The sequence below is a fragment of the Pseudomonas sp. P65(2024) genome, assembly GCF_057480955.1.
Map to the genome: position 1 here is coordinate 334,886 of NZ_JBLIYX010000002.1, position 24,922 is coordinate 359,807.

General features: G+C 64.0%; 18 protein-coding genes. 11 read left to right on the forward strand and 7 right to left on the reverse strand.

All coding sequences use genetic code 11. The features are described 5' to 3' along the window. Positions 1–307: 307 nt before the first annotated feature. From glnA to ntrC, 4 genes are all read left to right on the forward strand, one after another. Complete coding sequence (glnA, locus tag AC25MA_RS04250; RefSeq protein WP_028688405.1) at positions 308–1,714, forward strand: type I glutamate--ammonia ligase; 1,407 nt, start codon at positions 308–310, stop codon at positions 1,712–1,714. A gap of 145 nt (positions 1,715–1,859) precedes the next feature. Then, positions 1,860–2,402 (forward strand): chorismate mutase, encoded by a 543-nt coding sequence (locus AC25MA_RS04255; RefSeq protein ID WP_028688406.1) that lies wholly within the window; start codon positions 1,860–1,862, stop codon positions 2,400–2,402. Between the two features lie 254 nt (positions 2,403–2,656). Continuing rightward, positions 2,657–3,742 carry a nitrogen regulation protein NR(II) gene (gene glnL, locus AC25MA_RS04260; protein ID WP_062362614.1) on the forward strand — a complete coding sequence of 362 codons (1,086 nt, stop codon included), beginning with the start codon at positions 2,657–2,659 and terminating at the stop codon, positions 3,740–3,742. Beyond that, entirely contained in the window at positions 3,739–5,175 is a 1,437-nt protein-coding gene (gene ntrC, locus AC25MA_RS04265; RefSeq protein WP_028688408.1) for a nitrogen regulation protein NR(I), read from the forward strand. The genes glnL and ntrC overlap by 4 nt, the downstream gene beginning before the upstream one ends. Positions 5,176–5,252: 77 nt before the next feature. On the opposite strand, the gene AC25MA_RS04270 is transcribed toward ntrC, so the two are convergent. Both AC25MA_RS04270 and AC25MA_RS04275 read right to left on the reverse strand, forming a co-directional pair. Beyond that, a complete protein-coding gene (locus AC25MA_RS04270; protein WP_280093007.1) occupies positions 5,253–6,053 on the reverse strand; it encodes an RHS repeat-associated core domain-containing protein in 801 nt (266 codons plus the stop codon). A gap of 267 nt (positions 6,054–6,320) precedes the next feature. Then, a complete protein-coding gene (locus AC25MA_RS04275; RefSeq protein WP_028688409.1) occupies positions 6,321–6,758 on the reverse strand; it encodes a hypothetical protein in 438 nt (145 codons plus the stop codon). Between AC25MA_RS04275 and trmL the strand changes: the two genes are divergently transcribed. After that, positions 6,757–7,212, forward strand: a complete 456-nt coding sequence (gene trmL / locus AC25MA_RS04280) for a tRNA (uridine(34)/cytosine(34)/5-carboxymethylaminomethyluridine(34)-2'-O)-methyltransferase TrmL (RefSeq protein ID WP_028688410.1) — start codon at positions 6,757–6,759, stop codon at positions 7,210–7,212. The genes AC25MA_RS04275 and trmL overlap by 2 nt on opposite strands. A gap of 69 nt (positions 7,213–7,281) precedes the next feature. Here trmL and secB read toward each other — a convergent pair whose 3' ends face one another. Genes secB through AC25MA_RS04295 form a run of 3 tightly spaced genes read right to left on the reverse strand, consistent with a single transcriptional unit; the run spans position 7,282 to position 8,473 of the window. Further along, complete coding sequence (secB, locus tag AC25MA_RS04285; RefSeq protein WP_011531802.1) at positions 7,282–7,764, reverse strand: protein-export chaperone SecB; 483 nt, start codon at positions 7,762–7,764, stop codon at positions 7,282–7,284. Positions 7,765–7,803: 39 nt separating this feature from the next. After that, positions 7,804–8,058, reverse strand: coding sequence for a glutaredoxin 3 (grxC, locus tag AC25MA_RS04290; RefSeq protein WP_003249204.1), 255 nt, complete (start codon positions 8,056–8,058; stop codon positions 7,804–7,806). Position 8,059: 1 nt separating this feature from the next. Then, positions 8,060–8,473: a rhodanese-like domain-containing protein gene (locus AC25MA_RS04295; RefSeq protein ID WP_028688411.1), complete on the reverse strand. Its 414-nt coding sequence runs from the start codon at positions 8,471–8,473 to the stop codon at positions 8,060–8,062. A gap of 50 nt (positions 8,474–8,523) precedes the next feature. On the opposite strand from AC25MA_RS04295, the gene AC25MA_RS04300 reads away from it, so the two are divergent. From AC25MA_RS04300 to AC25MA_RS04320, 5 genes are all read left to right on the forward strand, one after another. Beyond that, the gene (locus AC25MA_RS04300) at positions 8,524–8,670 is read left to right on the forward strand and encodes a hypothetical protein (RefSeq protein WP_175406146.1); all 147 of its coding nucleotides are present in this window, start codon (positions 8,524–8,526) and stop codon (positions 8,668–8,670) included. Positions 8,671–8,679: 9 nt separating this feature from the next. Continuing rightward, positions 8,680–10,215 carry a 2,3-bisphosphoglycerate-independent phosphoglycerate mutase gene (gene gpmI, locus AC25MA_RS04305; protein ID WP_028688412.1) on the forward strand — a complete coding sequence of 512 codons (1,536 nt, stop codon included), beginning with the start codon at positions 8,680–8,682 and terminating at the stop codon, positions 10,213–10,215. A gap of 140 nt (positions 10,216–10,355) precedes the next feature. Next, positions 10,356–11,654 carry a murein hydrolase activator EnvC family protein gene (locus AC25MA_RS04310; protein ID WP_028688413.1) on the forward strand — a complete coding sequence of 433 codons (1,299 nt, stop codon included), beginning with the start codon at positions 10,356–10,358 and terminating at the stop codon, positions 11,652–11,654. An 87-nt stretch (positions 11,655–11,741) separates the two neighbouring features. Continuing rightward, positions 11,742–13,073, forward strand: a complete 1,332-nt coding sequence (locus AC25MA_RS04315; protein ID WP_028688414.1) for a S41 family peptidase — start codon at positions 11,742–11,744, stop codon at positions 13,071–13,073. 9 nt (positions 13,074–13,082) lie between these two features. Further along, complete coding sequence (locus AC25MA_RS04320; RefSeq protein ID WP_486971805.1) at positions 13,083–13,847, forward strand: divergent polysaccharide deacetylase family protein; 765 nt, start codon at positions 13,083–13,085, stop codon at positions 13,845–13,847. Positions 13,848–13,852: 5 nt separating this feature from the next. Here the strand turns inward: AC25MA_RS04320 and AC25MA_RS04325 are convergent, their stop codons facing one another. After that, the gene (locus AC25MA_RS04325; RefSeq protein ID WP_486971806.1) at positions 13,853–18,523 is read right to left on the reverse strand and encodes a dermonecrotic toxin domain-containing protein; all 4,671 of its coding nucleotides are present in this window, start codon (positions 18,521–18,523) and stop codon (positions 13,853–13,855) included. 161 nt (positions 18,524–18,684) lie between these two features. Here AC25MA_RS04325 and AC25MA_RS04330 point away from each other — a divergent pair, with 161 nt between their 5' ends. Continuing rightward, on the forward strand, positions 18,685–20,112 hold the full coding sequence (locus tag AC25MA_RS04330; RefSeq protein WP_028688417.1) for a trypsin-like serine peptidase: 1,428 nt from the start codon (positions 18,685–18,687) through the stop codon (positions 20,110–20,112). A gap of 45 nt (positions 20,113–20,157) precedes the next feature. Here the strand turns inward: AC25MA_RS04330 and AC25MA_RS04335 are convergent, their stop codons facing one another. Then, complete coding sequence (locus AC25MA_RS04335) at positions 20,158–24,840, reverse strand: dermonecrotic toxin domain-containing protein (RefSeq protein WP_197865925.1); 4,683 nt, start codon at positions 24,838–24,840, stop codon at positions 20,158–20,160. Positions 24,841–24,922 lie beyond the last annotated feature (82 nt).

Sequence of the window (24,922 nt, forward strand, 5' to 3'; positions counted from 1 at the left end):
CCGCGCCACCCCTCGTCGGCCTGCTGCGTGGGAGCAGGCTTGCCCCGCGATGAGGCCCACGCCAGCACAAAAGCACCACAATGGTGCAGTTACACCAAAAAACGCATCTTATGAGTGCAAAGCTACACTCCACCCCTCCAAGAAATGCCCGCCAACGCCCCCTTTCATCCCACTCTCGCCATTTTTGGGCACTGGCATGCAATTTGCTCCCTTGTGAGGCAGGTACGCTTGGCCGACTATCCGCGCCCAGCGACACCCTTTTTCCAGGGCAGCGGCCAACTGCGCCCTAGACCATCCGGAGGACAACATGTCGAAGTCGGTTCAACTCATCAAAGATCATGACGTCAAGTGGATTGATCTGCGTTTCACGGACACCAAGGGCATTCAGCATCACGTGACCATGCCGGCGCGCGATGGCCTGGACGAAGACTTCTTCGAAGTCGGCAAGATGTTCGACGGTTCCTCCATCGCTGGCTGGAAAGGCATCGAAGCCTCCGACATGATCCTGATGCCGGTCGACGAAACCGCCGTGCTGGACCCATTCACCGAAGAGCCGACCCTGATCATCACCTGCGATATCGTCGATCCGTCGAGCATGCAGGGCTACGATCGCGACCCGCGCGGCATCGCCAAGCGCGCCGAAGAGTACCTGAAGAGCACCGGCATCGGTGACACCGTGTTCGCCGGCCCAGAGCCTGAGTTCTTCATCTTCGACGAAGTGAAGTTCCAGTCGGACATCTCCGGTTCGATGTTCAAGATCTTCTCCGAGCAAGGCTCGTGGATGACCGGCGCTGACGTCGAAGGCGGCAACAAAGGCCACCGTCCGGGCGTGAAAGGCGGCTACTTCCCGGTTCCGCCGTTCGACCACGACCACGAAATCCGTACTGCCATGTGCAATGCCCTGGAAGAAATGGGCCAGACCGTCGAAGTTCACCACCACGAAGTGGCGACCGCCGGCCAGAACGAGATCGGCGTCAAGTTCAACACCCTGGTCAAGAAAGCGGATGAAGTGCAGGCCCTGAAGTATGTCGTGCACAATGTTGCCGACGCTTATGGCCGTACCGCCACCTTCATGCCCAAGCCTCTGTACGGCGACAACGGCTCGGGCATGCACGTGCACATGTCGATCTGGAAAGACGGCAAGAACACCTTCTCCGGCGAAGGCTATGCCGGCCTGTCCGATACCGCCCTGTACTTCATCGGCGGCATCATCAAGCACGGCAAGGCCCTGAACGGCTTCACCAACCCTTCGACCAACTCCTACAAGCGTCTGGTCCCAGGTTTTGAAGCCCCGGTAATGCTGGCCTACTCGGCTCGCAACCGTTCCGCCTCGATCCGTATTCCGTACGTCGGTAGCCCGAAAGCCCGCCGTATCGAAGCACGCTTCCCGGACCCGTCGGCCAACCCATACCTGGCCTTCGCGGCCCTGCTGATGGCAGGCCTGGACGGCATCCAGAACAAGATCCACCCAGGCGATGCCGCCGACAAGAACCTGTACGACCTGCCGCCTGAAGAGGCGAAAGACATCCCGCAAGTGTGCGGCAGCCTGAAGGAAGCCCTGGAAGAGCTGGACAAGGGCCGTGCGTTCCTGACCAAGGGCGGCGTGTTCTCCGACGACTTCATCGATGCCTTCATCGAGCTGAAGAGCGAAGAAGAGATCAAGGTCCGCACCTTCGTGCACCCGCTGGAATACGAGCTGTACTACAGCTGCTGATATGATCGGCGCCCCGCGTCGATGACATCAGGACGGCCTCCCTCGGGAGGCCGTTTCTTTTTCATACCCTCATAATCGGACAACACCTATTAGCCGCCACACAGCCAAAGGCGACACTCGAGGCTTCATTCCCAAGGAGATCGCCATGCGTGCCACCACCCTCGCCCTGACCTGCTGCTTCGCCCTATCCGGCTGTGCCACCTCACCGAGCGTCACGCCAACCCTGGATCAGCTGCTTGCCACCATTGACCGGCGCCTGGACCTGGCCGAAGCGGTCGCCCTGCACAAGTGGGATCACCAACAACCGGTGCAGGCCAGCGCCCGCGAGCAGCAGGTATTGGCCAGTGCGCGGCAGGCCGCCGTCGCTCACCACCTGGATCCGGCACGCGTCGAGGCCTTTTTTGCCGACCAGATCGAAGCCAACAAGCTCCTGCAGTACCACCTGCTCGACACCTGGCATCGCGCCCGTCAAGCGCCAGCCCTGCCACGCCGCGACCTGGCCAACGACGTGCGCCCGGAACTGGATCTGCTGCAGGAACAGCTGCTGAGCGCCCTCGCCCGCTTTGACCAGACCCCGCCGGCCAATTGCGCCAACCACTTGGCCGACGCCCTGCAGCAACGCGCCCAGGACACCACGCGCCACCTCGCCCTGGTTCGCGCCAGCGCCCAGCTGTGCAAATTGCGCTGACCGCCCTATGCTCCATATTGGTGCATGATTGCGCAAGCCGCCCCATCATGTACCCCAATTTGGGTCACAAGAATCGATAAACCAAGGCTTTCTGGCTCGAATTCGCGCATTTCCGAGTCTTTATCCGGAATTTCCGCTTCTTTTCGGAGCCTTGGTTTGGTTCTTGCATTTTCACTGCATCCAGCACTCTTCCGTGCGCGCCCCAGGCCTGAGCCCTTGGGCGCCACTGTGCCAAAAGAGGTCAACGACGCCTTATGACCATCAGCGATGCACAGCACCGTCTGCTTCTGGACAACCTGACCACGGCCACGCTGTTGCTCAATTCTGAACTGCGCCTGGAGTACATGAACCCGGCGGCGGAGATGCTTCTGGCCGTCAGCGGCCAGCGCAGCCACGGGCAGTTCATTAGCGAGCTGTTCACCGAATCGACCGAGGCGCTCAATTCGTTGCGCCAGGCGGTGGAGCAGGCGCACCCGTTCACCAAGCGTGAAGCGCAGCTGACCTCGCTGACCGGACAGACCATCACCGTCGACTATGCCGTCACGCCCATCCTGCACCTGGGCCAGACCCTGCTGTTGCTGGAGGTGCACCCACGCGATCGCCTGTTGCGCATCACCAAGGAAGAGGCCCAGCTGAGCAAGCAGGAGACCACCAAGATGCTGGTGCGCGGCCTGGCCCACGAGATCAAGAACCCTCTCGGCGGCATCCGTGGCGCGGCCCAGTTGCTGGCCCGTGAACTGCCGGAAGAAAGCCTGCGCGACTACACCAACGTGATCATCGAGGAAGCCGACCGCCTGCGTAACCTGGTCGACCGCATGCTTGGCTCGAACAAGCTGCCGTCGCTGGCCATGACCAACATCCACGAAGTGCTCGAGCGCGTGTGCAGCCTGGTCGAGGCCGAGAGCCAGGGCTGCATCACCTTGGTGCGCGACTACGACCCTAGCCTGCCGGACGTACTGATCGACCGCGAGCAGATGATCCAGGCCGTGCTCAACATCGTGCGCAACGCCATGCAGGCCATCGGCGGGCAGAACGAGCTGCGCCTGGGCCGCATCACCTTGCGCAGCCGCGCCGTGCGCCAGTTCACCATCGGCCATGTGCGCCACCGCCTGGTCGCCCGGATCGAGATCGTCGACAACGGCCCCGGCATTCCCACGGAACTGCAGGACACCCTCTTCTATCCCATGGTCAGCGGCCGCCCGGACGGTACCGGGCTGGGCCTGGCCATCACCCAGAACATCATCAGCCAGCACCAGGGCCTGATCGAGTGCGAGAGCCACCCCGGCCACACCACCTTCTCGATCTACCTGCCCCTGGAACAAGGAGCCACCGCCCCATGAGCCGAAGTGAAACCGTCTGGATCGTCGATGATGATCGTTCCATCCGCTGGGTCCTGGAAAAGGCCCTGCAGCAGGAAGGCATGACCACCCAGAGCTTCGACAGCGCCGACGGCGTCATGGGCCGCCTGGCCCGCCAGCAACCGGATGTGATCATCTCGGACATCCGCATGCCCGGCGCCAGCGGCCTTGACCTGCTCGCCCAGATCCGCGAACAGCACCCAGGGCTGCCGGTGATCATCATGACCGCCCACTCCGACCTGGACAGCGCGGTGGCCTCTTACCAAGGCGGCGCCTTCGAATACCTGCCCAAGCCGTTCGATGTCGACGAGGCGGTGTCACTGGTCAAGCGCGCCAACCAGCATGCACAGGAACAGCAGGCCCTGGAAGTGCCCCAGGCACTGACCCGCACGCCCGAGATCATCGGCGAGGCGCCGGCGATGCAGGAGGTGTTCCGCGCCATCGGTCGCCTCAGCCACTCCAACATCACCGTGCTGATCAACGGTGAGTCCGGCACAGGTAAAGAGCTGGTAGCCCACGCCCTGCACCGTCACAGCCCGCGTGCGGCGTCGCCGTTCATCGCCCTGAACATGGCGGCGATCCCCAAGGACCTGATGGAGTCCGAGCTGTTCGGCCATGAGAAAGGCGCCTTTACCGGCGCCGCCAACCTGCGTCGTGGGCGTTTCGAGCAGGCCGACGGCGGCACGCTGTTCCTCGACGAGATCGGTGACATGCCCGCCGACACCCAGACCCGCCTGCTGCGGGTGCTGGCCGATGGCGAGTTCTACCGGGTCGGCGGCCATGTGCCGGTAAAGGTGGATGTGCGCATCATTGCCGCCACCCACCAGAACCTCGAGTCGCTGGTGCAGGCCGGCAAGTTCCGTGAAGACCTGTTCCACCGCCTCAACGTGATCCGCATCCATATACCGCGCCTGGCGGACCGGCGCGAGGACATCCCGGCCCTGGCCCGCCATTTCCTAGGTCGCGCCGCCCAGGAGCTGGCGGTGGAACCCAAGCTGCTCAAGCCGGAGACCGAGGAATTCATCCGCAACCTGCCCTGGCCGGGCAACGTGCGCCAGCTGGAGAACACCTGTCGTTGGATCACGGTGATGGCCTCCAGCCGCGAAGTGCTGGTCGGCGACCTGCCGCCGGAGCTGCTCAACCTGCCCCAGGACGCAGCGCCCGTGACCAACTGGGAACAGGCCTTGCGCCAGTGGGCCGACCAGGCCCTGGCCCGTGGCCAGTCAAGTTTGCTCGACAGCGCCGTGCCGAGCTTCGAGCGGATCATGATCGAGACCGCGCTCAAGCATACGGCCGGACGTCGTCGTGATGCAGCGCTGTTGCTGGGGTGGGGGCGCAATACCTTGACGCGAAAGATCAAGGAGTTGGGGATGAAAGTAGATGGTTCGGATGACGATGAAGGTGAAGATCACTAACCATCAAGAGAGTACAGGCCAGTGAGGGCCATTTGTGGTCCTCACGTGCGCCGCACAACATCAACTTAGACGGTAAGTCAGACCAGTTCTCTCAACTCATTGGCAGCCGCCAAAACCTCATTGGGTGCAGATTCAATCGACCCTATGTCGTCATTGATCGCCTTTCTGACCACCTTGAACGCGGCAATGATCTGGTTCTCGCGAGTCCCTGCCGAGCGCCCCAGAAAATCTAGTGGGTTTTCACGTCTCTTCTCTTCACGACGAGCTGCCACCTTATCCAGGGCCCACGCGCCAAAGGATCCTCCGGCAAGAACAACTCCAACGGGTGCGGCCACTGCCACACCAGCCAAAGTAGCCCCAGCACTTGCCGTGGCGCCCAGTGCCAAGCCTGTTGCTATCTTCTCTTCCAGAATACGTGTTCTGGTGGGCTCTACAGTATTCAGCACGGCAGGGTCATTGGAAGTAGCTTTCTGCGTTTTTATATTCTTTCTGAGTTTGATATTTGTGGCCAGGCTACTTGCTGTCTCCACCGTGCCGATAATACCCATGATGCCACCAAATATCGGCTCCCATACCCCGCCACTGAGGTCCCATTTGTTGACTGGATCACCCGCGCAGTAGCCATAGGCATTGATCCCTCCCTCATCAAAAGGACTCAATCGATCCGGAGACAGGAAGCGCAACGCGGTTGGGGAATAACAACGGTAGCCGTTGCCCAGAGGGTAGATACCAATGGGCCTCTCGCAGGGCTGCCCACAGAAACCGAGAATTGGGCCTCCTGCAGCCGTAGTAGCACCATATGGCGTATACGCCCTGGAGAAATTGCGTCCTCTGAAAGGTGATCGCTGGTGATCTGTCATCGGCAAGTACTGGCTCATGAACAGTCACTCCTATCGAGCCGGGAATCATGAGCCGAAAGCTAACCGAGGCTGGCAGTGTCCGAAACTGGCAAAATTATCAGGCCCCATTTGCACCGTTGCTGTGCTGCGCGCACCAGCAAAAGGCAGATTCGCCCTCGCAAGCCCTCAAAAAATGGCCGGAACACCGTATTTCTGGGCGCACAAGACCTGGCACGCTCCCTGCTATGTACCAATTACCTCCAGTTTTGGGGACCTCGGTACAGGCAGGCCGGGAAATCCCCTCTTTTATTCATGCAGCCTCACCTGCACCCGCCAGCGCCCCGCCTCCTCTATTGCGGCCCACTCACCGCGCAGGGGGCGGGCGGCCACCACAGTCAGCACCAGCCCCTCTTCGCTCTTCTGCAGGCGCCAGCCCACCGGCTTGCCCTGCAGGCTCAGCTGACCACGCTGGGTCTTGCCCTGAGCCTCGAACACGATGGCCACGGTGCCCTGGACGTTCTCGCCATGCAGCCTGGGCTCTTCGTTGAACCACAGGTCCAGGCCATCCTGCACCACCTGCACCTGCTCGAGCACCCGCTCCTCCGGGGTGGTCAGGCGTCCGATCATCATGCCCACCATCAGCCCGACAATCGCCAGCGACAGGATCACCCGCGGGAAGGCCTTCGAACGCGGGTCGGGTTCGGGGGTAGAATGCTCGTTATCCTCATGCTTGGAGCCGTGCATGTTTCACGTCATCCTTTTTCAACCAGAAATTCCGCCGAATACCGGCAACATCATCCGCCTGTGCGCCAATAGCGGGTGCGACCTGCACCTGATCGAGCCGATCGGCTTCGAACTGGATGACAAGCGCCTGCGCCGGGCCGGGCTGGACTACCACGAGTATGCCACGCTCAAGCGTCACCAAAGCCTGGCCGAATGCCTGGAAAGCCTGAATCAGCCGCGGCTGTTCGCCTTTACCACCAAGGGTTCGCACCCGTTCCATGAGGTCGAGTACCAACCTGGCGATGCGTTCCTGTTCGGGCCTGAAAGCCGTGGCCTGCCGGCCGAGGTACTGGACAGCCTGGCCCCCGAGCAGCGCCTGCGCCTGCCGATGCGGCCGGGGTGCCGGAGCCTGAACCTGTCCAATACCGTGGCGGTGACGGTGTACGAGGCGTGGCGGCAGCAGGGGTTTGCCTGAAAGGTCTTTCGCGGGGCACACCGACGAACAAAAAAGGGCGACCGAAGTCGCCCTTTCTTGTTTCAGCGATTACTGCACGGTCGGCACTTCGCCGGCTTCCTGCATGCGCTGCATCTCTTGCGCGTACAGGGCGTCGAAGTTGACCGGCGACAGCATCAGCGCCGGGAACGAGCCACGGGTCACCAGGCTGTCCAGGGTCTCACGGGCGTACGGGAACAGGATGTTCGGGCAGAACGCGCCAAGGGTGTGGCTCATCGAAGCGGCGTCGAGGTTGGCAATCAGGAAGATGCCGGCCTGCTGCACTTCGGCGATGAAGGCCACTTCGTCGCCGTTCTTGACGGTCACCGACAGGGTCAGCACGACTTCGTGGAAGTCGCCTTCCAGGGCCTTCTGGCGGGTGTTCAGGTCCAGCGAGACGCTCGGTTCCCACTGCTGGCGGAAGATCTGCGGGCTTTTCGGCGCCTCGAACGACAGATCGCGCACGTAGATGCGCTGCAGGGAGAATTGTGGGGCGTTGGCGTCAGTGGCGCCGTTGGTCTGTTGCTCGGTCATGGCAGATCCTTTTCCTAATGTTCTTGAATGCAGTGCGAATCAGGCCGCCAGCAGCGCGTCGAGCTTGCCCGCGCGCTCCAGGGCATAGAGGTCATCGCATCCACCGACGTGCGTGCTGCCGATCCAGATCTGCGGCACCGAGGTGCGGCCGGCCTTCTGGCTCATTTCGGCGCGAACCTGGGGTTTGCCGTCGACCTTGATCTCCTCGAACGCCACGCCCTTGCTCTCGAGCAGGTACTTGGCGCGCATGCAGTAGGGGCAGTAGTCGCTGGAATAGACGATGACGGGCTTCATATCACTTCACCAGGGGCAGGTTATCGGCTTTCCAGCTGGAAACGCCACCGCTGAGCTTGGCGGCGGTGTAACCAGCCTTGAGCAGTTCGCGGCACAGGGTGCCGGACTGCTGGCCCATCGCGTCGACGACGATCAGGGTCTTTTCTTTGTGTTTTTCCAGCTCGCTCATGCGGCCGGCCACTTTGTCCTGGGGAATGTTCAGCGCACCGACGATATGCCCGGCCGAGTATTCCTTGGCGGTACGGATATCGATCACCACGGCCTTGTCGGCGTTGACCAGCGCGGTCAGCTGGCCGTTGCTCAGGCTCTGGCCGCCACGGCGGACTTCGTTGATCAGCAGCAGGACCAGCAGGACGACGAAAATGGCCACCAGGATGTAGTGATCTGTCGCGAATTGAATCAGGTGAGCAACCATCAGGGGTGTTCCAGGCGATTGAAAATGGCGGCCAGTATACACAGCGCCCCATGACCACCAAAGCCCACTGGGCTGGCGGCAAACGCGTCTTCATGTTGCATGCCTGGCCGCGCCTGTCGGGCAAGGGGAGGAATATTCGCCGTCGCTGGCGGATTTGCCCTAAAATGCGTGTCTTTATCATCTTTGAACAACCGTGAGTTTGATTGATGACGAGTACGCCTAAACCCCTGGTCCTGATCATCCTGGATGGCTTCGGTCACAGCGAAAGCCCCGAATACAACGCCATCTTCGCTGCCAACACGCCGGTCTACGACCGCCTGCGCGCCACCCAGCCGCATGGCCTGATCTCCGGTTCCGGCATGGACGTGGGACTGCCCGACGGGCAGATGGGCAACTCCGAAGTCGGACACATGAACCTTGGCGCCGGCCGTGTGGTGTACCAGGACTTCACTCGGGTGACCAAGGCCATCCGTGACGGCGAGTTCTTCGAGAATCCCGTGCTCGGCGGCGCGGTGGACAAGGCCGTCGGTGCTGGCAAGGCCGTGCATATCCTCGGCCTGCTCTCCGACGGCGGCGTGCACAGCCACCAAGACCACTTGGTCGCCATGGCCGAGCTGGCCGCGCAGCGTGGCGCCGAGAAGATCTACCTGCACGCCTTCCTCGATGGCCGCGACACCCCACCGCGCAGCGCCCAGTCGTCCATCGAACTGCTCGACGCCACCTTCGCCAAGCTGGGCAAGGGCCGCATCGCCAGCCTGATCGGCCGCTACTACGCCATGGACCGCGACAACCGCTGGGACCGCGTGAGCGCCGCCTACAACCTGATCGTCGACAGCGTCGCCGACTACACCGCCGACACCGCCCTGGCCGGCCTCGAAGCCGCCTATGCCCGCGACGAGAGCGACGAGTTCGTCAAGGCCACCCGTGTCGGCGAAGCCGTGAAGGTCGAGGACGGCGACGCGGTGATCTTCATGAACTTCCGCGCCGACCGTGCCCGCGAGCTGTCGCGTGTGTTCGTCGAGGCCGATTTCAACGAATTCCCTCGCGCCCGCCTGCCGAAACTGGCGGCCTACATCGGCCTGACCCAGTACTCGGCGAAGATTCCGGCCCCAGCGGCGTTTGCCCCGGCCAGCCTGAACAACGTACTCGGCGAATACCTTGCCAAGAACGGCAAGACCCAACTGCGCATTGCCGAGACCGAGAAGTACGCCCATGTCACCTTCTTCTTCTCGGGCGGGCGCGAAGAGCCGTTCGAAGGCGAAGAACGCATCCTGATCCCATCGCCAAAGGTCGCCACCTATGACCTGCAGCCAGAAATGAGCGCCCCCGAGGTCACCGACCGTATTGTCGAGGCCATTGAGCAGCAGCGTTACGACGTGATCGTGGTCAACTACGCCAACGGCGACATGGTCGGCCACACGGGCGTATTCGACGCGGCGGTCAAGGCCGTGGAAGCGCTGGACGGTTGCGTCGGTCGCATCGTCGAGGCGCTGGACAAGGTCGGCGGCGAAGCGCTGATCACCGCCGACCACGGCAACGTCGAGCAGATGGAAGACGAATGCACCGGCCAGGCGCACACCGCCCACACCACCGAGCCGGTGCCGTTCATCTATGTCGGCAAGCGTCAGGTCAAGGTCCGCGAAGGCGGCGTACTGGCCGATGTGGCGCCGACCATGCTCAAGCTGCTGGGGCTGGAAAAGCCGGCGGAAATGACCGGAACCTCGATCCTGATCGATGCTTGAGGGTTGTACTGGGGCCGCTTTGTGGCCCCGAAATACCCTAATTCCAGACCAACGCCCCGCCGCCCAAGCCGCGGGGCGTTTTTTTTGCAGGCCCGCAAGGGCATACTAGGCCAGTCTCCATCCCCGGTACGCCAAACCCCATGCTCCGCGCCCTCTTTTTACTCGCCCTGTCATGCCTGCTCACCCCGGCCTTCGCCGACGAGCGCGCGCAGACCCAGCAGCAGCTGGACGCCACCCGCCAGGACATCGCCGAGCTGAAGAAGATGCTGGGCAAGCTCCAAGAGGAGAAAGCCGGCGTGCAGAAAGACCTCAAGTCCACCGAGACCGACATCGGCAACCTCGAGAAACAGGTGGAGGCACTGCAGCAAGAACTAAAAAAGACAGAGGGCGAACTGGAGCGCCTTGATCACGAGAAAAAAAAACTCCAGAGCGCCCGCGTTGAACAGCAACGCCTGATTGCTATCCAGGCCCGTTCCGCTTATCAGAACAATGGCCGCGAGGAATACCTCAAGCTGCTGCTGAACCAGCAGAACCCCGAGAAGTTCGCCCGCACCCTCACTTATTACGATTACCTCAGCAAGGCACGCATGGAGCAGTTGCGCGCCTTCAACGAGACCCTGCGCCAGTTGGCCAATGTCGAGCAAGACATCGTCCGCCAGCAGGAACAGCTGTTGACCCAACGCGCCGACCTCGACGGCCGCCGTCAAGCGCTGGTGGCCGAACGCGACAAGCGCCAGCAGGTGCTGGCCAAGCTCAACAGCGACATGAAAGAACGCGACCAGAAGCTGCAGAGCCGCGAGCAGGACCAGGCCGACCTGGGCAAGGTGCTCAAGACCATCGAGGAAACCCTCGCCCGTCAGGCCCGCGAGGCCGAGGAAGCCCGCCAGCGCGCCCTGCTGGCCAAGCAGGAAGAAGAAAAACGCCGCAAGCAGCAGGCCTTGGCCGCGGCGGCCAGCGCCCAGGAACCCGAGGAAGCGCCGAAGAAGGCCCGTACCACCCTCGGCCCAGTGGTTTCCAGCGATGGCGCCAGCTACGGCGGTGCTTTTTCTGCGGCCCGGGGAAAACTTCCATGGCCAGTCAATGGTCGATTGCTGGCACGCTTCGGCGATACCCGCGGCGGCGATGCCCGGGCCAAGTGGGACGGGGTGATGATCGGCGCCAGCGCCGGCACCCAGGTGCGCGCCGTGCACGGCGGGCGCGTGGTGTTCGCCGACTGGTTGCGCGGCGCTGGACTTCTGGTCATTCTCGACCATGGCAATGGCTACCTGAGCCTGTACGGCCACAACCAGAGCCTGCTCAAGAGCGCTGGCGACATCGTCAAGGCCGGCGATGCCATCTCCACCGTAGGCGACAGCGGTGGCCAGGACAACGCGGGCTTGTACTTCGCGATTCGCCAGCAGGGCCGGCCAACCGACCCAGCGCAATGGTGCCGAGGCTAGTTAATGCTACTTTTACGGCGCCGCCCACGAAACGGTGGCACCGATGCTCCCAACGGGAGCACCAACAGGATCAGGAGTTCGTTTGACATGCTGCACTCGCCTCGCCTCACCCAGCTGGCCTTGACCATCGCTCTGGTCGTCGGCGCGCCCCTGGCCGTTGCCGCCGAGCCGGCCAAGCCGACGACGGCCAAGCCCGCCGCCGTGCCGGCCACCGAGGTGACCGCCAAGGCGCCGCTGCCGCTGGACGAGCTGCGCACCTTCGCCGAGGTCATGGACCGTATCAAGGCAGCCTATGTCGAGCCAGTGGATGACAAGACCCTGCTGGAAAACGCCATCAAGGGTATGCTCAGCAACCTCGACCCGCACTCGGCCTACCTTGGTCCCGAGGACTTCCAGGAGCTGCAGGAAAGCACCAGCGGCGAGTTCGGCGGCCTGGGCATCGAAGTGGGCATGGAAGACGGCTTCGTCAAGGTGGTCTCGCCCATTGACGACACCCCGGCATCCCGCGCCGGCATCGAGGCCGGCGACCTGATCGTCAAGATCAACGGCGCGCCAACCCGTGGCCAGACCATGACCGAGGCCGTGGACAAGATGCGCGGCAAGATCGGCGAGAAAATTACCCTGACCCTGGTGCGCGACGGCGGCACGCCGTTCGACGTGACACTGGCCCGCGCGGTGATCCAGGTCAAGAGCGTCAAGAGCCAGCTGCTGGAAAACGACTACGGCTACATCCGCATCACCCAGTTCCAGGTCAAGACCGGCGACGAGGTAGGCAAGGCCCTGGCCAAGCTGCGCAAGGACAACGGCAAGAAGCTGCGCGGCGTGGTCCTCGACCTGCGCAACAACCCCGGCGGCGTGCTGCAGTCGGCGGTGGAAGTGGCCGACCACTTCCTGACCAAAGGCCTGATCGTCTACACCAAGGGCCGTATCGCCAATTCCGAGCTGCGCTACTCTGCCGATCCGGCCGACGCCAGCGAAGGCGTGCCGCTGGTGGTGCTGATCAACGGCGGTAGCGCCTCGGCTTCGGAAATCGTCGCTGGCGCCCTGCAGGACCAGAAACGCGCCGTGCTGATGGGCACCGACAGCTTCGGCAAGGGCTCCGTACAGACCGTGCTACCACTGGCCAACGACCGTGCGCTTAAGCTCACCACCGCGCTTTACTTCACCCCCAACGGCCGCTCGATCCAGGCCCAGGGCATCGTCCCGGACATCGAGGTGCGTCCTGCCAAGCTTACCGCCGAGGCCGACAACGACAACTTCAAGGAAGCCGATCTGCAGGGTCACTTGGGCAACGGAAACGGCGGCGCCGACCGTCCGAGCGGCAGCAGCAAGCGCAAGGACCGCCCACAGGACAACGACTTCCAGCTCAGCCAGGCCCTCAGCCTGCTGAAGGGCCTGAACATCACCAAGGGCGACTGACCGTTGCCAATGCGTTACCTGCTGTTCACGCTTATCTGCCTGATGCTCGGTACCGCCCAGGCGGCGCCGGGCAAGGCCTACCTGAGCATCATCATCGACGACCTGGGCCAGAACAGCGAGCGTGACAGCCGCACCCTCGCCCTGCCTGGGCCGGTGACCATGGCGATAATGCCCGACACCCCGCACGCCACCGACTTAGCCCGCCAGGCCCACAAGGCCGGACGCACGGTGATCCTGCACATGCCCATGGACCCGGCCACCGGCCCCTACGCCTGGCACCCTGGCACGCCGATCGAGGAGCTGGCCCGGCGCCTGAACGCCGCCTTGGCAAAGGTGCCCTTCGCCGCAGGTATCAACAACCACATGGGCAGCCGCATGACTGCCCAGCGCAAGCCGATGCACTGGCTTATGGAAGAACTACAGCGCCGCCACCTGTTCTTCGTCGACAGCCGCACCAGCGCTGCCACCGTGGCAGCCGCCGAAGCGCAGACCGTCGGCCTGGCTCATGTTTCGAGGGATGTGTTCCTCGATGACGTGCGCACGACAGAGGCGATCAGCGGACAGTTGCAGTTGGGCATTGCCCAGGCGCGCAAGCAAGGCTCGGCGGTGCTGATCGGCCACCCCTACCCACAAACCCTGGCGGTCCTGGAGGAGCAACTGCCCCGGCTGAAAAGCCAAGGCATCGAGCTGATCAGCCTGCACCAGATGATCGCCGAACGGGGCAACCAGGCCACGCCCGCGCACGGCAAGCAAGGCCGCTACCTGAACCGCTGAGCGCCTCAGTCGAAGGGAATAACGCCCTCCACCTCACCCAGTCGCACTTCCCCTCGGTAGATCGCCAGCAGGTCCTTGCCGCTGGCCGCCGCATGCAGTTGCGCCTTGCGCCCCAGCTTGCGCTGCGACCACAGCTTGAGATGGCCCTTGCTGAATTGCCGTGTGCCGGTGGTCGTTGCAGGGTAGTGGAAATGCGCCTCCCACAGGCCCTCGCCCTGTTGCTCACCCGCCCGCTGACGGCGGCGAATCTCATAAACGTCCAGGTAGTCCTTGGCCGACAGCATTCGCCGTGGGCCGGCCCGGTGAACCGTCACTTCGTTGTGCTCGAACAGAAAGCGCAAACTCTTCGCCGTGGGGTGGGAGGTGACCAGGTACATGCCCGTCAGCAGGTCACGCTGGGTCGCCTGCAGACGCGTCACCGCCTGGCTCAGGTTGTCGAACAGCTCGTCTTCAGGGGTCAGCCTAGGCAACTTGGCCTGCACCTCCTTGAGTTTGCCGATATGCCCCTCCATCACCGCGGAAAGCCCGAGCGCTTCATCGGACTTGACGTACAGCCGGGCAAGGTTGATTACCGAGTCCACCTGGCCGACCAAGGCATGGGCACGCTGACGCGCGATGCGCGGGTCCTTGGGCGAAACGGGCGGAAGGTCGTCAGCCCCGCTCCCCGAGGCTTGCTCGACCCATTCCCCACCCTGGTTGTGGAAAGTCTTGATCACGCTTTGGGTGCGGAAGTCCCGCTGCTGGATCACCGCGATACCGTCGATCTCCACCTCTTCACCCAGGACGCTGCGCCCGCGGCTGGTCCTGACTACTTTGCGCCTGCCGCCGCGTGGCGCGTAGGTGGAAGCCTGTCTCACCGGCGGCAGCTCGAGTTCCTTTTCCCGGACGGCCTCGGCCAGGTCTTTTTCCGCCAAGTTCTTGAGGCCTTCGAGGGTCTGCTTGTACTGCTGTAAACGATCCTGCCGGATCGCCTGGCCACCGAGGCTACTCAGGTAGTCCGCCATCCCCCTGGCCTCTTCGTAGGCCTCCAGGATGCCCGTCAGAACGTCGATCCGCTCATTGACCGAAAGCTCGCTCCCGGCCAGGTCACCATGGGCATTGCCCGCACTCTTCAGGGCTTCGCTGGCCAGGTAGTCGAGGTACTGCTCCAAGGTACGCTCCTCGACATCCACCAAGCGGTCGAGGCTGACCTCGGCCAGGTCGAGCAACAGGCGGAAATCCAGGTCGATGGCCGACAGGCGTCGGCGCTCGATAGTCTGCTTGAGCTCGGTGTCCTTGTTGATCCTCGCCTCGTTCTTGTCATTCTTGAACACGATCGAGGTGTCGTTCAGGGTATCCACGAGCACCTTGTCCAGCACTCGGGAGATGTCGACCAGGTCGGTCTCCCATTTGATGACATTCTCCAGCGAGGCCAGGAACGTCTTGTAGTGCTGTATCTCCAGCGCTCCCTCGGGGCGCACGGCGACATCCTTGGAGATATCATCCAGCCCCTCTTCGTTGATCATCGAGGCCATCTCGTTGTAGTACACCGAAAGATTCTCGACGAGGGCCTGGCGCACGCCACTGCGCTGCTCCGCGAGCGAAGCTTGCAGCGCCGTGTCGTCGATCCGCATGTCGTGCAGGCGAGCAAGGAGCCGGTCATGCTCGATACCGTTCTCCACCACCGCCTTGAGTTCGTAGATGACTTTCTCGTTGATCTTCTTGCGCAAGCGCCGAGTCAGGTCGAGGACGTTCTGGTTCAGCTCGTCCAGTGCGGGCAAGGCTTCCAATGCGGCAATCTGACGGTCCTTCTGGTTCAGTAGGTCGCGGTGGTCCTCCAGTAGCTTGCCCAGTCGGTTGTTGGTTTGCGCGAATACCGTCTCGCTATGACGCAGACTGTCGAACAACCTCTGGTTTTCCTCCTTCATCGCCTTCAGACGACTGCGCGGCATGCCGCCGCGCAGGCGCAGCGCCGGGTCGATCCGCCACTGGCCGTCGACGAACACCGCCCAAGGCCCCGCTTGCCCGGCAAGGTCGACGATGCGCACCCCCTCGCCAGAGACACGAGCGCGGTACACATCGCCATCCAAGGGCAAATAGTGATGTCCCTCGAGCGCATACAGCCCTTGATGGTCACCGCTTCCAATCGCCTCCAGACCGTCAAGCGATTGCCCGACACGCAGGGCTTGCAGCGCCTTGCGCCGCTCGGCCGTGAGCACGTTGAGCCCTTGGGCGCCGCGCCACGAGAAGTCCAGCCGTGTGGCCGCGTCACCCAGGGCCCCCGCTAACCCGACCTTGCCCTGCGAAGGCTTGAGTGCCTGTGCGCGGCGAGCTGGCTGCAGCAACGGCAGGCGCTCGATGGCCGATGCAGGCACGATCGATTGCGTGACGGCCGACGCCCCCGGCAGGCGCAGGTGCATCAACGCCATTGACGCGTTGAGCAGCAGGTCCACCACGGCCGCGGAGCGCTCGAACGCGTTGTCGCCACGCAGCGCCGCCAGGTCGTTCTGCATCCCTGTGATGCCCTGCGCCAGCCAGGCAACAGTGGCCACAGGCCCGCGCAGCAACAGGCTGACCACATCGAACAGCAACCAGGCGCCCTGGGTGAGGATCGCCCAGCGGCTTTCCCGATTGGAAACCGATTGCCGGTCGGCCAGTTCCACCAGCAGATCGCGGTTGGCCTGGTACAGCTTGGCATCGACGTCGCGCTGCCAGAACTGCGCCTCGAAGGTGGCAGGCTTGACCCGCGAAGGCAGCACCGAGGTGTCGACGATCGGCCGCAGCAGGTGCGGCTCGAGAAAACCGCCGCGGCCATAGACAAGACGCGCCTCGGGGGTGAGCCAGTCGAGGACGCTGTCCTGCAGCGTACCGGACTGGCTGATCGCCGCCATCATCGCCCTAAGGCTGGCGTACTCGATGAGCGCGGCATTACCGTACAGCGGCCGGTACAGCAGCACACATTCAGGTTGGGTGGAAAATAGCACGTACATGCCCGCCGCCCTGTCGCTGGAGGTCGCATCGGGCTCGCGCTTGAACGCCAAGGGCATCAGCATCTGCGCAGGCGACTGCGGATCGACGACACCGCGGCAGTAGTCGACCACGCAGCCCAGGGCCGCTTCGCTGAGGGTCTTGGCCAGGCGTGCCGAAAGGGCGCTGAACAACAGCGAGCAGCGCCACTCGCGCCCGAACCGCACGACCCGCTGCGCGCGCTGGGCAGGGTCGTCCAGGCACTGCGCCACGTAGTTCGGGTAGTGCCCGCCGATATCGACCCGCTGGACCAGTGACTGCACGTAGCCCGGGTTCATCCAGTCCATGATCAACTGGCCCTTGCGGTGTTCGACGGCGCTCAGCAGCGCGCCTTGCAGCGAACTCAGGTTGCCGATGGCGAATTCGGTCAGGCTCATGCGCCGGTGCGCCACGCTGCCGCCACCCACGCCTGCGCCCGCACCGCCGGGTGTGCCTCGGGCGATGGTCAGGGTCAACTCCAGGTCGTCCGGGAAGTAGTTGGCGTCGTCGGGATGGTCGGCCAGCAACTGCGTACGCAACTGCTGGCGCGCGTAGGCCTGTAGGTCGAGCACTCCATCCAGGGCGCCGACACCATCGGACAGCGCCTGCGCCAGGGCCAGGTCGAACAGCGCGCACTGGCAAGCGAAGCTGTCGGCCGGCACCGCGTGCAGAAACTGCGGCGGCAATAGCGCGCGGGCTTGCGGGTCGTTCACGCGGTAGCCCTCGATGAAGGGGCGCGACGGGTCGCACAGCGCGGCGAAGCAGCGCTCCAGGGCGTCGACATCGGCCAGTTGCGAGTAGCGGACACGGCGCACGCGCTCGAGCGACGCCTCGAGCATCAACGTGCTCAGCTGGGCGAACGCATCGCCCTCCAGTTCGTAGCGGTTCCACACGAACGTCTCGAACGCCTGCTCCTGAGCGAATGCATCGCGCAGGAACAGGACCAGGGTTTCGAGCGAGTCGAACGCGCGGATGGCACTGGAAGGCATGCACCAGAGGAACACCTTGCGCGCATCGCTTTCGCCCATGAGCAGCAGGTTCGGCAGCAGCGTGTGGTAACGCTCGGCGCCTTGGCTCAATTGCACCTGGAGCACACTCACGCTAGGCGATTGCTTGCCGCCTTGAAGCAGGCCATGGACGTAGCCCTGTTGCTCGGCATCCAAGCCTTGCAGGGGCAGGTTGGCCAACCAGGCCGACTTCATCGCCTGTTGCAGCCAGCGGTCGCGGCTGACCCCGGCACTGCCCGTGCCTTGCCAGTACTCGACCTGCGCCTGGCAGAAGTGCTCGGGCAGCAGTACCAGCAGGTCATTGAGCGCGTCGGTCAGCGCTTCGAGCCTGACCACGTCGGCATCGGAACCTTCGAAGGGGGCCGGGTTGGCGTAGAACCGGCGCGGGACCTCAAGGCTTAGGCGGTAGTCCAGACCAGCCACCCGGGAAAAATCGAGGACGCGTCGATCCAGCAGCGCTTGCAGGATGTAGTCGACGAACGGCTGGTTGCGCCAGGTGGTATCCGCTTGGGGGATCATCAGGTACAGCACCTCTGCAGATGTCAGCTCCGGGCGGTACTCGGCAATCGTCGGGTGATGCTCAATCAGCACCTGCATCAACTGCCGCCCCGCGACCTGGCGCAGGGTCGGGCGGCTGGCGAACTGAATCGCCACGGCGTGCTTGTCATCGGTCAAAGGGGTCATGGGCGGGCGGCTCCAGGCTGAGGGTGGCCAAGGAGCGTATACAGCCAAGAACGCGGGGCAGGCCTACATATTGCTCAGCGCGGTGACGTCATCAATAAGCACCACAACGCAGGGTCCGGTTACGGCAGCGTGACGGCGCCCCCCACGAAGAGAACCGCCCCATGCCCATGCTCCCCACCAACGCCCTGGCCAGCGTACTGGCCCTGACCACCCTTAACGCCATCGCCGCCCAGGCGGTGCCCACGCCGCTGACCAATGCCAACGGCGAAAACGCCCACTGGACCGGCATCGGTCGCCTGAGCGTGCCGCCCTACACCCAATGCATCGCCACCCTGATCGACAGCCGTGAGCAGACATCTGCCACCAACGGCCCCGCCTACGTGCTGACCAGCGGCCACTGCCTGAGCACCCGTAACGGCCAGATCGTCCATGACGCACCGGCGCAAGGTACGATCACATTCAACTACTTCATCGACACCCCCGATACACGCGCCGCCTTCCCCCTCAAGCGCACAGTGTGGAGCAGCGTGCAAGGCAGTGACCTGGCCCTGGTGGAACTGCAAGCCAGCCTGGCCGATGTCATGGCCGCCGGGGTCGAGCCGTTGACGCTCGGCAAACGCGCCCCAGCGGGCAGCGAAGTGGTGATGGTGGGTGAGCCCAGCCGACCAGACAGCGGCTTGCGCGCGGCGTATTGCAAAGAGACTGACGTGGACAGCGTGACCGACTTCCCCTGGGTCTGGCGCAAGCTCAAGACCAACGACTGCCCCACCCGTAGCGAAGGCGCCTCAGGCAGCCCGGTGATCGAACGCGCCAACGGCCGCGTGGTCAGCGTGCTCAACAGTGCGGCGGTCGGCCAGGCCTGCGCCCCCGGTGGCGCCTGTACGCCCATGAACAACTTCGCGATTCCGGTGCAACGGGTGATGGGATGCTTTCGCAACGCACACGTAGACCTCAGCGTAGAGGGCTGCGACCTGCTGCCCGGCTTCCAACTCGTCCAGAAGCCGCCCATCCGTCTGCTGAAGCGGGTAGCCAGCGACGCGCAGGGCCAGCCCCTCCCCGCGACATGGAACATGAGCTTCAGCCTCGATACCCCTTACTACCGCTACAAAACCGTGCGCGATGCGCTGGCCTGCGAGGATCCTGTCGGCTACAGCGCAACCCTAGCGTCCAGTGAAAACCACATCGACGACCCGATCGGCAGCCAACCCGGCAGGTATCACCTGTGCCTGATCGGCGTGCAGTCGGCCGACCAACTGCCTTCGCCAGCGTTAATGGCCAATGCCTTGAGCGTGCCGCTGGAACTGCTCGCCGAGGGCTCGCCGCAGGTGCGCTACAGCATCGATCGTCACCAAGCAGGCCATGTACGGATCAACTGGCAGACTGACCAGCCCTACTTGCGGCGTTACGTGCTCAAGCTGGGTAAGCCGGACGCAGTCGACTGCACCAATCCCTTTGGTTACCGACGCGCATTGATGTCGTCTCAGGTCATCACGGCGGCGCAGCTTCCGGTCACCCTCTGCAGCCGGGCGATCGATCTCGACGGGCAGGTCTCGGCCACCCGCAGCGAGTTGCTGAGCCCGGAAAGTTGATGATCGAAGGCCCTGTCGTGAAGACCGGGCCTGTCCCTGCGGGCGTCAGGTCAGCGGGATGATGCCCTGCACATCGGCCTGCTCCAGACGCCCGCGGTGCACCCGCTGACCGCTGGCGGCCTCGTACTGCCGGCCCAACAAGCGTTGGCTCCAGAGCTTGAGGTGGGCGTGGGTGAAGTCCGCCAGGTTTGCCGCTTGCGACGGCAAGTGGAAATGCGCGGCCCAAAGCGGGCGACCCTTGCTGCCAGCCGGCGCGTTCAGACGCACGATCTTGAACTCATCGAACGGGCTGGTGTTGACCGAGCTCTCGCGCCGCACGTACTCGACCTTGATCAGTTGCTGCTCATGCAGGAAGCGCAACCCCTTGGCCGTGGGGTATGGGGTCTTGCCGTAGAGCAGGGTCAACTGTTCGACCCGGTAAGTCTTCAAGGCCTCCAAGGCCTTTCTCAGCGGGGCGGTAGCCGTCGCCTGCGCCCCCTGCTCGGCGAAGCCTGCCAAGGCTTGCTCCAACACCTTCACCTGCTCACTGAGCAGGCGATCCAGCAGCGCGCCACTGACATCGTCCTGCACATACGCCTGGGCGGCGTCGAGCAGGTCCTGGTGGTCCGCGAGCAGCGCCTTGACCTGCGCAGCGACGTCAATCGATGGGCCTGGCTGCACGCTGGGCGCGGGCGCGTCCTCAACACGCTCGACCCAGGCATCCCCTTGGCGCTCGAACACCTGCAAGACCTTGTCGGTGATCGACTGGCGCACCTCCAGGACAACCCGTCCTTCGTGGTCTACCTCGGTGGCGATGAGCAACTGGCCGTCGTCATTGCGAATTATCCGCTTGGGCTCCTGGGCGACTGGGTAAGGCACGCGCCCGCTGGACGTCGGCGCACCGTCCTGCTCGGCGATGGCATCGACCAAGCGGCGCCCCGCGTCCTCCTTGAGCAGGATCATGTGAGCCCGGTAGCGGCGCAGCATCACGGGGTCGAGCAACTCGCCGGCCTGGGGCTCGATGTGCAGGCTGTGTACGATCGCGGCGGTGTACACGTCCCAGGCCTCTTGCAGGATGCTGATCCGGTCGGCCGCCGACAGGTTGGCCTTCAACGAATCCCCATGCGCCGAGGAGGCGCGATTCAGCGCAGGGTTGACCAGCCCCCGCTGGAACCTCAACAAGCGCCGCGGCATGCTCCTGGACTCCAGCCGCAACGCGGCCTCCGCGAGGTTCAACACGTGCTGGAAACGCAAATCGATCGTGGTGAAGCGCCGCCCCATGATCAACTGCGCCACGCTGCGGGCCGTCGTCGTGGCGCTGACATTCAGGGTATCCGGCACGCCGAGCAGCAGCACGTCGAGCTCGCCGTGCAAAGCAAGCACCCGCTCGTTGATCTCGCAGAGATCGATGAGTTCGTTACGAAATTGCCGATATTGCTCCGCCACTTCGAAAAGGTACTTTCCCCTGAACTGTTTGCGCATCTCACTGATGTGCGCGTAGTCGGCCAGCGTATAGAGTTCGGTCAGCGCGAAATCGGCGTTACGAATCGTCGACTGCGTGAGCAGGTTCAACTGGCCATCGAGGAGCGCGCCCGCGCCATGCTGCCGGTAGCGACCATACTTGGGCTCGAGCATCACCTTGATCTGGGCGATCTGCTTGCGATCGGGCGCCATGACCGCGTCCAGCGCCGACAGCGCCTCGAGCCGCTTTGCCTTCAACGCCGTGTTCAACTCGGCGAGTCGTGCCTGGTAGCTGGTCATCAGGCGGTCGGAGCCGACCTTGTCGAAGCAGGTGTCGCCTGTCATCTCGGCGTCCAGGCGACGCTTTCGCTCCGCAGCCTCGAGCACGCAGAGCTGATCGTGCTTGCGTTGCAATACCAGCGCTTCATCAAGGGTTGGCTTGAGAACTCCCGCCGCCTGGTTCGATTCCAGGGTCAGCCGGTCGATCTGCGTGAGCATCCTGTTGAACTGCTTTTCCAGGGAAGGCTTGGGCATGCCACCGCGCAAGCGCAGCCGGGTATCGACACGCCAGGCGCCCGCCTCGTAGGACAAGTAAGGGCCATGCCCACCCGCCGGGTCGACCACGCGGATGCCGTCGTCCGATGCGCTCACGGCAAACACTTCGCCCAGCATCGGCACGCAGTCCTGCCCAGCCACCCGGTAAACCCCTGATGCCTGTGGCTGCTCACCTGCGAGTGCCACGTTCGAGCGCATGGCCATCAACGCCTTGCGCCGCGAGGGCGGCAAGTCGTTGAAGCCCTGGTTGCCACGCCAACTGAAGTCCACAACGGCTGCGTCGCCCACCACTGGCTCTGGCCATGCCAAGGGCCCAGGTGACGTGACCCGGCCTTGGCTCGGCACGACCTTGAGCGCCTGGTAACGGCCATCCTGGGCCGGTGCTTGCGTGAACGCCGCCGCACCGGGTAAAGGCTGCGCATCGGCGTGGGGAGCCTTGGGCAGGTGCGCGTGCAGCAAGGTCATGCCGGTGGTGATGATCAGATCGACCGTGGCCGCGTCCCGGTTGAAATAGTCACTGTGGGCCACCGCCTCGAGATCGCTGTCCAGGGCGCTGAGGGTTTGCACCAGCCATGCCGCCGATGCCACCGGGCCACGCAACGCCAGGCTGGCCACGTCGAACAGCAGCCAGGCGCCCTGGCCGAGCAGCGCCCAACGGCTTTCTGCCGTGGAGGTGCTTTGCGCGTCGGCCAGCGCCACCCGCAACGCCTGGTTGGCGGCATAGAGCTTTTCATCCACACCCGTGGCCCAGTGGCAGCTGGCGAGTTCGGCGGGGGCCGGCTTTTCCGGCAGGTTATAAGGGTCGATGCCGATGCTGCCGATGTGCGGTTCCTTGAACCCGTCGTGGTCATAGATGGAGCGTGCCGTTGGGTTCATCCACGCCACCAGGCTCTGCTGCAGCTCGGTGGAGGCGCGAATCGCCGCCATCATCGCCTCCAGGCTGGCGTACTCCAGCAGCGTATCCTTGGCGTAGAGCGGACGGTACAGCAACACCCGCGAGGGCTGCGCACAGAACAATACGTACATGGCCTGGACCAGGTCGGAATGCGTGGCGTCGGGACGGCGCTTGAAGGCCAGGGGCGCCAGCACGCTACTGGGTGACTCAGGATCCAGGTGGCCTTGGCAGAAATCGACGACGTGTTGCAGCCCGGCATCGGAAACCTTGCCATCGAGCTTGGCCAGCAGGGCACTGAATAACAGCCCCTGGCGCCACTCCCGGGCGAAGTGCCGGGTACGCTGCGCCCGGCTTGACGGGTCACCCAGGGTGGTCGCCACGTAGCGAGGGTATTTGCCTCCGATGTCGACGCGCTGGACCACGCCCTTGAGGTAGTCGACCGTCAGCCACGGCATGATCAATTGTCCAGTGCGGTGCCGTATGCCCTTGATGACCGCCGCGCCCAGTGAACTGAGGTTGCCGATGGCGAAGGCGGTCAGGCTTACCTCGCCCCTGTCGGCCAACGGCTCCCCCCCGCCTGCGCCGCTTCCCGCGCCACCCGGAATGCCCTCGGCGGTGGCGAGCGACAGCAACAGGTCGTCAGGAAAATAGTTCGCTTCTACCGGATAGTCCGCCAGCAACTGTTCGCGCAAGCGTTCGCGCGCGTAGGTCTGCAGGTCCTGGACGCCATCGAGCGCCGAGCCCCCTTCGGCCTGCGCTTGCGCCAAGGCCATACTCAACAGGGCTTCCTGGGCTGCGAAGCTGTCGCTGGCCGAGGCGCTGGACAGGCCTGGCGGGAGTTTGGCCTGAACGCCATCGTCGTGGAAGTAGCCGCCAAGTAGCCACTGCGCGGGGTCGCTCAACTGCGCGAACAGGGCCTCCATCCGTGCCACCGAGAGGCCACGCAGACGCAACTGAGCGATGTGCTCGCACATCCTCGCCAGCAGCAGCGCACTCTGCTGCGCGAACACGTTGCCCTCGAGCGCATGGCGCTCCCAGTTCAGCGTGTCGAAGCTGTGCGCGAGCGCCAACGCATCGCGCAGGGCCAGGCCAAACGCCTCAAGCGACGCGAAGGCCGTGACCTGGGTCGACGGCCTGCACCACAGCACCACCTGCGCTTCGTCCCATTCGCCCACCACCAACAGGCCGGGTTGCACGACCGTGAACACCTGGTCATCCCAGCCCAGCCTGGCCTGCACGACGAACGTCGCCGGCTGCTCGGCACCGCCCTCGATCAGGCCACGCACGCACGCCTGCGCCTTGGCATCGAGCCCCTGCGCAGGCAGGTTGCTCAGCAGCGCCATCTTCAACAGCAACTGCAGCCACCGGTCGCGGCTCTTGCCGGCGCTGCCCCGGCCCTGCCAATAGTCCAGCTGCGCTTGGCAGAAGAACTCGGGCAAGCGCGCCAGCAACCCGTTGAAGGCGTCCGTCACCCCGCTCAGGCGGCGGGTATCGAACTCGCTGCGCGAGCCGGCGAAGCGGTGGGTCGCCACCAGCCCGAGGTTGTGGTGGCGCCCTTCGAGCGCTTCCAGGTTCATGGGCTGCTCCGCGACCATGGCCTGCAACACCAGGTCGACCAAGCTGTCGGTGGTGTAGTAGTTGGTGCCGGGCACAGGGCTGTCGAGCATCAGCGGGTCGGCGTCGGTCAGCGCCGGGGTGACCGACGCCAGCCATGGCAAGTGTTCGAGCAGCAGGCTCAGCACCTGCGTGCTGGCCACCTGGCGCAGGGTCGGACGGTTGGCGAACTGCCGGGCGGCAGCGCCCTTGAAATCGAACAGGGGTGTCGAAGGTGTCGTCATGGTGAACGCCTCCTGGTGAGTGGACTGCCACCATGCCGTCACCCACCAGCCTGCGAGGCTGTACATATTGCGCGCCCCAGAA